The organism is Streptomyces sp. SID1328 (genome assembly GCF_009865595.1).
GTDB lineage: Bacteria > Actinomycetota > Actinomycetes > Streptomycetales > Streptomycetaceae > Streptomyces > Streptomyces griseoluteus.
Map to the genome: position 1 here is coordinate 1 of NZ_WWKH01000242.1, position 9,090 is coordinate 9,090.

Annotated in this window: 7 protein-coding genes and 1 pseudogene; 6 read left to right on the plus strand and 2 right to left on the minus strand. The window is 70.6% G+C overall.

The annotated features are described in order from the left end of the window. Positions 1-376, plus strand: a pseudogene (locus GT030_RS07085) (zinc ribbon domain-containing protein); the annotation flags it as partial. A 19-nt stretch (positions 377-395) separates the two neighbouring features. Here GT030_RS07085 and GT030_RS07090 read toward each other — a convergent pair. Beyond that, positions 396-1,769, minus strand: coding sequence for an NAD-dependent succinate-semialdehyde dehydrogenase (locus GT030_RS07090; RefSeq protein ID WP_161200342.1), 1,374 nt, complete (start codon positions 1,767-1,769; stop codon positions 396-398). 170 nt (positions 1,770-1,939) lie between these two features. On the opposite strand from GT030_RS07090, the gene GT030_RS07095 reads away from it, so the two are divergent. Both GT030_RS07095 and GT030_RS07100 read left to right on the plus strand, forming a co-directional pair. Beyond that, positions 1,940-3,157 (plus strand): SpoIIE family protein phosphatase, encoded by a 1,218-nt coding sequence (locus tag GT030_RS07095; RefSeq protein ID WP_161200343.1) that lies wholly within the window; start codon positions 1,940-1,942, stop codon positions 3,155-3,157. Positions 3,158-3,234: 77 nt separating this feature from the next. Beyond that, a complete protein-coding gene (locus GT030_RS07100) occupies positions 3,235-3,522 on the plus strand; it encodes a hypothetical protein (protein WP_086695328.1) in 288 nt (95 codons plus the stop codon). A gap of 21 nt (positions 3,523-3,543) precedes the next feature. Here the strand turns inward: GT030_RS07100 and GT030_RS07105 are convergent, their stop codons facing one another. Beyond that, positions 3,544-4,698 (minus strand): glutathione-independent formaldehyde dehydrogenase, encoded by a 1,155-nt coding sequence (locus GT030_RS07105; RefSeq protein ID WP_161200344.1) that lies wholly within the window; start codon positions 4,696-4,698, stop codon positions 3,544-3,546. A 424-nt stretch (positions 4,699-5,122) separates the two neighbouring features. Here GT030_RS07105 and asnB point away from each other — a divergent pair, with 424 nt between their 5' ends. The 3 genes from asnB to GT030_RS07120 all read left to right on the plus strand — a co-directional run bounded on the left by asnB (position 5,123) and on the right by GT030_RS07120 (position 8,986). Further along, positions 5,123-6,964, plus strand: coding sequence for an asparagine synthase (glutamine-hydrolyzing) (gene asnB / locus GT030_RS07110; protein WP_161200345.1), 1,842 nt, complete (start codon positions 5,123-5,125; stop codon positions 6,962-6,964). 284 nt (positions 6,965-7,248) lie between these two features. Beyond that, positions 7,249-8,148, plus strand: coding sequence for a glycoside hydrolase family 19 protein (locus tag GT030_RS07115; RefSeq protein WP_161200346.1), 900 nt, complete (start codon positions 7,249-7,251; stop codon positions 8,146-8,148). 172 nt (positions 8,149-8,320) lie between these two features. Further along, entirely contained in the window at positions 8,321-8,986 is a 666-nt protein-coding gene (locus GT030_RS07120; RefSeq protein WP_161200347.1) for a HemK2/MTQ2 family protein methyltransferase, read from the plus strand. The last annotated feature ends 104 nt before the right edge of the window (positions 8,987-9,090 follow it).

Sequence of the window (9,090 nt, forward strand, 5' to 3'; positions counted from 1 at the left end):
GGGGCACTCGGGCCGGCTCACCACGGACGGGCTGACCAACCGCTACTGGGCGATCCCCGGCAAGAGCGCGTCGGTGACGTACGCCTTCGCCAAGCCGTTCCGGTTCGTGGACGTGATCATTACCAACGGCGCGTCCAAGAACGCCGAGGACTACGGCACCCAGGCCCGCGCCCTCCGCCTGAACATGGACGTCTACTCCGAGGACGGCCAAGTCCGGCGCAAGGAGATCGACTTGAGCGACAAGCCCGGCCCGCAGCCCGTCGCGGTCGGCATGAGCCGGGTCACCTCGGTCCGGCTGACACTCAGTGACCCGGTCGGCCTGTCCGGCGGGCGGCACGTCGCGCTGGCGGAGGTGGAGTTCTTCCAGCGGACGTGACGCTCAGGGCGGCGGGGGGTCAGCGGGTGACGCGGACGAGCTTGTGGTTGGCGAACTCCTCCATGCCGAAGCGGCCCAGTTCGCGGCCGAAGCCGGACCGCTTGACCCCGCCGAAGGGCAGCTCGGCGGCGGTGCCGGCCGGGCCGCCGAGGAACACCATCCCGGCGGCGAGGCGCTGGGCCACCCGCTCGGCCTGCTCGTCGTCGTCGGTCTGCACCGAGGCGCTCAGCCCGTACGGCGAGTTGTTGGCGAACTCGACCGCCTCGTCCTCGGAGCCCACCTTGAACAGCAGCGCGACCGGGCCGAACAGCTCCTCCTTGTAGGCCCGCATGTCGGGCGTGATGCCGGCGAGCACCGTCGGCTCGTACCAGGCGCCCGGCCGGTCCATGCGGCGGCCGCCGGCCAGCACGGTCGCGCCCTTGGAGACGGCGTCCTGGACCTGCTCGTCCAGGGTCTCCAGCGCCTTCTGTGAGGAGAGCGGGCCCATGAAGGTGCCGGGGTCGGTGGGGTCGCCGGGGACGATGCGGCGGATCGCCTCGGTGTACTGCTCGGCGAAGTCGTCGTAGTGCTCGTCCAGCGCGATGATCCGCTTGGAGGCGTTGCACGCCTGGCCCGCGTTGAGCATGCGGCCCTGGAGGGTGTTCTTCACGACGCGGGACATGTCCGAGACGCCGAGGATCAGATACGGGTCGGAGCCGCCCAGCTCCAGCACGACCTTCTTCAGGTTCCGGCCCGCGATCTCGGCCACCGCCGCGCCCGCCCGCTCGGAGCCGGTGAGGGAGACGCCCTGGACACGGTCGTCGGCGATCACGTCCGCGATCTGGTCGTTGGTGGCGAAGATGTTGATGTACGCCCCCTTCGGCAGCCCCGCGTCCTGGAAGATCCGCTCCATCTCCAGCGCGGACTCCGGACACTGCGGGGCGTGCTTGAGCAGGATCGCGTTGCCCAGCATCAGGTTGGGCGCGGCGAAGCGGGCGACCTGGTAGTAGGGGAAGTTCCACGGCATGATTCCGAGCAGGGTGCCGACGGCCTCCTTGCGGATGACGGCGCGGCCGCCGGAGGCCACGTCGAGCTCCTCCTCCTTCAGGAAGTCCTCGCCGTGGTCGGCGTAGTACCGGTAGATCGAGACGACGATGTCGATCTCGCCGAGGCCCTGCCGGACCGGCTTGCCCATCTCGCGGGTGATGATCGCGGCGAGCTGGTCCTTGCGCTCCTCGTAGAGGTCGGCCACCCGGTGCAGCACGGCCGCGCGCTCCGCGGGCGGCCGGGCGGCCCACTCGCGCTGAGCGGTGTCGGCGGCTTCGAGCGCCTCGCGCAGTTCGGCGTCGGTCGCGGTCGGGTACTCCCGCTCGGTCTCGCCGGTGGCGGGGTTGACGATTCGGTAGTGCTCCATGACGTCCTCTCGTTCTCCGGTCCGGAAAGCCGCGGGGCGGGTGGCGGCGGCCGGGTATTACCGGACGGTACGGCCAACCGGCTACCCGTGGGCAGACCCGGAACACACATCCCCGCACCCCAATATGCGCTGATGATCCACAGAAGGGCGATTCCGACTACTCTGGAACGATGGTGATCGACTACGCGGCGGTGTTCCAGGCTCTGCCGGGCGCGGTCGCGCTGATCAGTGCCGATCTGGTCTTCGTCGATGCCAATCTGGCGTTCCTCGCACAGGCGGGCCGCAGCCGGGACCAGGTGGTCGGCCGGCATGTCTTCGACGCCTTCCCCGACAATCCGGCGGACCCCGGCGCCTCCGGCGCGCACAACCTGGAGGCGTCCCTGCGCCGGGTGCTGCAAAACCGCGAGCCCGACACCATGGCGCTGCAGCGGTACGACGTGGAGTCGGCCGACCAGCCCGGCCGCTGGGAGGAGCGGTACTGGAGCCCGGTAAACGCGCCGGTGTTCGCGCCGGACGGGCACATCGCCGTACTGATCCACCGGGTGGAGGAGGTCACCGAGCTGCTGCGGGCCACCGGACGTCCGGGCGGTGAGCGCAATCTGGAGGCCGAGCTGTACAGCCGGATGCGGGAGCTGCACCAGCTCAACGAACAGCTCCGCAAGGCGCACGCCCGCGAGCGCGAGGTCGCCCTCGCCCTCCAGCGCGCCATGCTCCCGGCCCCCGCCCCGGTCGACCACCACAGGATCGCCGTCCGCTACCGCCCCGCCGTCGGCTCGCTCAACGTCTGCGGGGACTGGTACGACCTGGCCAAGCTGGTCGACGGGGACCGGATCGCCGTCGCGGTCGGCGACGTCGTCGGCCACGGGCTGGCGGCCGCCGGTGTGATGGGCCAGCTCCGCAGCGCGCTGTCCGCCACCTCACGGGTCGTCAAGGGACCCGCCCAGGCCCTGGAGGTCCTCGGCCGCTACGCCCACTCCCTGGAGGGCGCCCAGTCCACGAGCGCGGTGACCGTCTTCATCGACTGGGACCACCACACCCTCACCTACTCCAGCGCCGGGCACCCGCCGCCCGTGCTCCTGCGCGGTGCCGGGGGCGCGGAGCTGCTCGACCGGGCGACCGATCCGCCCCTGGACGCCGCCTTCGAACCGAGCCCCCGCCCGGAGGCCACCGTCGGCTTCACCGAGGGCGACACCCTGGTGCTGTACACCGACGGTCTCATCGAGCGGCGGCACCAGGACATCGACACCGGGCTGAACCGGCTGGTGGAGTCGCTGGAGAGCAACCGGGACACCCTGTCGCCGGAGGCGCTGGCCGACGCCGTGCTGTCCGAAATGCTCCCCGCCGAGGGCATGACGGACGACACCGCCCTGGTCGTCGTATGCCTCTGACCAGGGCGAAGTTGCCGGACGGCAAGAGTTGGCGATCAAGAGGTCGTGCGGCGCGGAATCGGGGGTACAGGGGCCGCATGGCAGCGAAGACCGATCACTCCCGAATCCTGCGGGCCGTACGGCAGTTGCGCCGGGTGCGTGCCTTCTACGCGACCGGCGTGGCCCTGTGGCTCACCGCCGCGATCTGGACGGGCTGGATGCATCCCGGCAGTCGCCAGATGTGGGTCTCCTTGCTCCTGCTCGTGCTGTTCGCCGGGCTGCTGGTCACGGCGACGCTCTGGCTCCAGCGGCTGCGCACCTCGGACGAGGACGCTCCGGCCCACCACGCGGCGCCGGGACGGAAGATCACCGCCCAGCACGCCTGACCGGCGGGCCGGAGCCCCGGTTCACGCCGCGAGGTCGTGGCCGGGGTGCAGTACCACCTTGGTGTAGCCCTCGATCCGCTTGTCGAACTTGTCGTACGCCCGCGGGGCTTCCTCCAGCGGCAGTTCGTGGGAGACCACGAAGCTCGGCCGGGCGCGGCCGGAGGCGATCAGGTCGCGCAACTGGCGGTTGTACTTCTTGACGTTGCACTGGCCGGTGCCCATCTTCTGGCCCTTCTCGAACATCTTGCCGATGGAGACCAGGAGTTGACCGTGCTTGGCGTGCTCGTCCGGCCCGCCGGGGTCGGACGGGACGTACAGGCCCGGTATGCCGAGCCGGCCGGTGGGACGGACCGTCTCCACCAGTTGGTTGAGGACGATCGCGGGTTCCTCGTGGCCGCTCTCGTCGCCCTTCTGGGCCTGGTAGCCGACGGCGTCGATGCCCTTGTCGGTGCCCTCGCCGTTCGTCTGGGCCTTGATCTGCTCGGCCGGGTCACCCTTGGTGAAGTCGATCGGGATGGCCCCGATCTCCTCGGCCTTGGCGAGCCGCTCGGGCACCCGGTCGACCACGAACACCTTGGACGCGCCGCGCAGCAGCGCCGAGTAGGCGGCCATCAGGCCCACCGGCCCGGCCCCGTACACCGCGACCGTCTCGCCGGGTGAGACCTGGGCGAGTTCGCAGCCGTGGTAACCGGTCGGGAAGATGTCGGCCAGCAGGATGTAGTCGGTCTCGTTCTCGTCGCCCTCGGGCAGCTTCAGGCAGTTGAAGTCGGCGAAGGGCACCCGCAGCCGCTCCGCCTGGCCGCCCGGGTAGGGACCCATGGACACATAGCCGTACGCGCCGCCCGCGAAGCCGGGGTTCACCGTCAGACAGAACCCGGTCTCCCCGGCGAGACAGTTCTTGCAGAACCCGCACGCGACGTTGAACGGCATCACGACACGGTCCCCCACGGACAGCGAGACCACGCCGTCGCCGACCTCCTCGATCACGCCCAGGTTCTCGTGGCCGAACACGATGCCCGGCTCGGCCGCCGTGCGCCCCTCGTACATGTGCAGGTCGGAGCCGCAGATCGCGGACGAGGTGATGCGGACGATCACATCATTGGGGTGCTGGATCTGCGGATCGTCGACTTCTGTCACCGTGACGCTGAAGGGCCTTTCGTAGACAACGGCTTTCACCTGCGTCACCTCCGCGTCTCGTGCCGGCTGACGGCGACGGAGGCGGGCCGGTGCGGGACGCGTGGGAAGACGCGGCCGTGCCGGAGCCCGTGGCCCTCGCCTCACCGTCGTTGCTTCCAGGTAACGCCCCCTGGCCGGGCGCTGCAACTCACCCGGGGATTGGCGAAGTTTTTGCCTGTGGCCGGTTCGCGGCGCCGCTGCCCTGCTCACTCGGCACACACCGGTTTTCGCTTTGGCAAAGTGCGGCCGAAACGGGCGGTGATTCGTGTCGTGGAGATTACGGAGCCGTTGACCGGCGCCGGTGCCGGGCGGAGGCTCGTCACATAGGTGCTTGATACAACTGGTTTGGCGACCGGGCCCGGTGCTCGTGGGAAACCGCAGGTCAGCAGCGGGTCGGCGGTACGCCGGCAACAGGAGGCAGCGCATGTGCGGCATTACCGGCTGGGTGTCCTACGACCGTGATCTCGGCGCCGAGGACTCCGTATTGGATGCGATGACCGAGACGATGGCCTGCCGGGGCCCGGACGACCGGGGCGTCTGGGCGGAGGGGCCCGCCGCCCTCGGGCACCGCCGGCTCGCCATCATCGACCTGCCCGGCGGACGTCAGCCGATGTCGGTGCGCACGCCCCGGGGGAACGTCGCGCTCGTCTACTCGGGAGAGGCGTACAACTTCACCGAGCTGCGCCGCGAACTCACCGACCGGGGACACCCGTTCACCACCGACTCCGACACCGAGGTCGTCCTGCGCGGCTACCTGGAGTGGGGCGACGCGGTGGCCGAGCGGCTGAACGGCATGTACGCGTTCGCCGTCTGGGACGGGCGGGACGACAAGCTGGTGATGATCCGCGACCGGATGGGCATCAAGCCGTTCTACTACCACCCGACCGCCGACGGCGTCCTCTTCGGCTCCGAGCCCAAGGCGATCCTCGCCAACCCGCTGGTGCGCCCCCGCGTCACGCTGGACGGGCTGCGCGAGCTGTTCACCATGGTCAAGACGCCGGGCCACGCGGTGTGGGACGGCATGCGCGAGGTCGAGCCGGGCACCGTCGTCACCGTGGACCGCTCCGGCCTGCGCACCCGCGTGTACTGGCGGCTGGAGACCCGGCCGCACACCGACGACCGGGACACGACGATCGCCACCGTCCGCACGCTGCTGGACGACATCGTGCGCCGTCAGCTCGTCGCGGACGTGCCCCGCTGCACCCTGCTCTCCGGTGGGCTGGACTCCTCCGCCATGACCGCGCTGGCCGCCGGGCAGCTCGCGGAGCGGGGCGAGAAGGTGCGCAGCTTCGCGGTCGACTTCGCCGGGCAGGCGGACAACTTCGTCGCGGACGAGCTGCGCGGGACCCCGGACACCCCCTTCGTCCACGACGTGGCCAGGCTCGCCGGGACCGACCACCAGGACATCGTCCTGGACGTGCAGTCGCTCGCCGACCCGGCCGCCCGCGAGCAAGTGATCCGCGCCCGTGACCTGCCCGCCGGGTTCGGTGACATGGACGCCTCCCTCCTGCTGCTCTTCCGTGCCATCCGGGACCAGTCCACGGTGGCCCTGTCGGGTGAGTCTGCGGACGAGGTGTTCGGCGGCTACCTCCAGTTCTTCGACGAGGAGGCCCGGCACGCGGACACCTTCCCCTGGCTGGTGAGCTTCGGCCGCCACTTCGGCGACGACACGGGCGTGCTGCGTCCCGAGCTGACGGACGCGCTGGACCTGAGGGGGTACATCGCGGACGGGTTCCGCACGGCCGCCGCCGGGGTCGAACGGCTCGGCGGTGAGAGCGACTTCGAGTTCCGCATGCGCCGGATGTCCAACCTCCACCTCACCCGGTTCGTGCGCGTCCTGCTGGACCGGAAGGACCGGATGAGCATGGCGGTCGGGCTGGAGGTGCGGGTGCCGTTCTGCGACCACCGGCTCGTGGAGTACGTCTACAACACGCCCTGGGCGCTGAAGTCGTTCGACGGCCGCGAGAAGAGCCTCCTGCGCGAGGCCACGGCGGACGTCCTCCCCCGCTCGGTGTACGACCGCGTCAAGAGCCCCTACCCCTCGACCCAGGACCCCGGCTACGGCCGCGCTCTCCAGACCCAGGTCAAGGACCTCCTCGCCAAGCCGTCCCACCGCGTCTTCGACCTCCTGGACCGCGAGAAGGTACGGCGCATCGCGGAGAACGAGTCCCTGGCGGGCACGCAGGCGGCCCGACGGGGGCTGGAGCGGGCGCTCGACCTCGCGACATGGCTGGACCTGTACGCGCCGGAGGTGAGCACCGGCTGAGATCCGGAAGGGGTGCGGAGGGCGTCGAGGACGCCCTCCGCACCCTTTTGTACGCCGTCGCCCGGCCACCCGACTCCCCGTCGAGACAAGGAAGTTGACCGAACTTCGCCCCTCCCCCGCACATCCCCTTGACTGGTACAGACCAATGCGTTTGAGTGTGGCCTCACACCCCCCATCACGGCCGCCCCCCACGCCTTCGCCGGTGTCTCCGGCATGCCTGCAGTGAGCGCGCCCGCGTTCCGCTCCGCGCTGGAACGGCCGTGGCACATCTAGGAGTTGATTCAGTGTCGAGACGGCACATCTCCGCCGCGCTGGCCGCGCTCGCCCTCGCCGTGGCACCCGTGCTGCTGCCGGCGCCGGCCGCTTCCGCCGCTCCGGCGGCCTCCTGTTCGAGCTACCCGAACTGGGTGGCCGGCCAGTCGTACCGGGCCGGTGACATCGTCCGGTACACCGACGGCAAGGCCTACATCGCCGAGCACGACAACCCGGGCTACGACCCGATCATCAGCACCTGGTACTGGGACCCGTACAACTGCGACGGCGGCGGTGGGAACACGCCCGTCGGCAACTTCGTGGTCAGCGAGGCCCAGTTCAACCAGATGTTCCCGAACCGGAACTCGTTCTACTCCTACAGCGGGCTGGTGAACGCGCTCGGCGCGTACCCCGGCTTCGCCAACACCGGCAGCGACACGGTGAAGAAGCAGGAGGCCGCGGCCTTCCTCGCCAACGTGAACCACGAGACCGGCGGCCTGGTCTACGTGGTCGAGCAGAACACCGCGAACTACCCGACGTACTGCGACTGGAGCCAGTCGTACGGCTGCCCGGCCGGGCAGGCGGCGTACTACGGGCGCGGGCCGATCCAGCTGAGCTGGAACTTCAACTACAAGGCGGCCGGTGACGCGCTCGGCATCGACCTGCTGCACAACCCGAACCTGGTGCAGAACGACAGCGCCGTCGCCTGGAAGACCGGCCTCTGGTACTGGAACACCCAGTCCGGACCGGGCTCCATGACGCCGCACAACGCCATGGTGAACCAGGCGGGCTTCGGGCAGACCATCCGCAGCATCAACGGCTCCCTGGAGTGCGACGGCCGCAACCCCGCCCAGGTGCAGAGCCGCGTCGACGCCTACCAGCGCTTCGCGCAGATCCTCGGCGTCTCCCCCGGCGGCAACCTCTACTGCTGACGTCACGACGCTCCCGGCGCGCCACGGCCACCTGGGCCGTGGCGCGCTCGTGCGTCACCGAATGCCTCCACTGGGTCACTCGGGATCACGTTTCGGCTCCCCGAGGTGTGGCGATCGCTACGCAGGGCACTCAGAAACGGCACGCGGAACGATCAGCGCCCTGGAGGCCGACATGGGACCACTGGCCGCCCTGCCGACACCGCCGGGCGTGTACACCCCACAGCACGACACCGATCTCATCGCACGTGTCATGGAGAAGGAGCAGCTGGACGCCGACTCCTGCGTGCTCGACCTGTGCACCGGCAGCGGCGCGCTGGCCGTGCGGGCCGCCGCGCGCGGGGCGCGGGTCACCGCGGTCGACATCTCCCGGCGGGCCCTGGCCACCGCCTGGTGCAACGCACTGCTCGCCGGGCAGCGCATCACGGTGCGCCGCGGCGACCTCGTCTCGGCCGTGCCGGGCCGCAGGTACGACCTGGTGGTGAGCAACCCGCCCTATGTCCCCGCGCCCGCGCCGAGGCCGCCGAGCCGGGGTTCCGCCCGCGCCTGGGACGCCGGGCCGGACGGGCGGGTCTTCGTGGACCGGATCTGCGACACCAGCGCCGGTGTGCTGAAGCGGGGCGGTGTCCTGCTCCTGGTGCACTCCGCGCTGTGCGGCACCGCGCCGACCCTGGACCGGCTCACCGCCGCGGGGCTGGACGCCACCGTGGTGGACCGGGCCACCGTGCCCTTCGGCCCCGTGCTGCGCGAGCGCCGTTCCTGGCTGCACAGCCGGGGCCTGCTGCGCGACCGGCACGAGGACCAGGAGGAGCTGGTGGTGGTGCGCGCCGTGCGCAGTTGACCCGGACGGCCCGTTTCGGCGGCTTTCAGCGGGTACCCGTGCAGCACGGACCCCAGTACCCGAGCCGAGAGGACGGTGGTCAGCCGTGGGCCGAGATCGGAAGA

What these genes read in the sequence shown, in the direction of transcription:
- asnB (WP_161200345.1), top strand. Translation starts at nt 5,123, where the DNA reads ATGTGCGGCATTACCGGCTGGGTGTCCTACGACCGTGATCTCGGCGCC.
- GT030_RS07090 (WP_161200342.1), bottom strand. Translation starts at nt 1,769, where the DNA reads ATGGAGCACTACCGAATCGTCAACCCCGCCACCGGCGAGACCGAGCGG.
- GT030_RS07095 (WP_161200343.1), top strand. Translation starts at nt 1,940, where the DNA reads ATGGTGATCGACTACGCGGCGGTGTTCCAGGCTCTGCCGGGCGCGGTC.
- GT030_RS07100 (WP_086695328.1), top strand. Translation starts at nt 3,235, where the DNA reads ATGGCAGCGAAGACCGATCACTCCCGAATCCTGCGGGCCGTACGGCAG.
- GT030_RS07120 (WP_161200347.1), top strand. Translation starts at nt 8,321, where the DNA reads ATGGGACCACTGGCCGCCCTGCCGACACCGCCGGGCGTGTACACCCCA.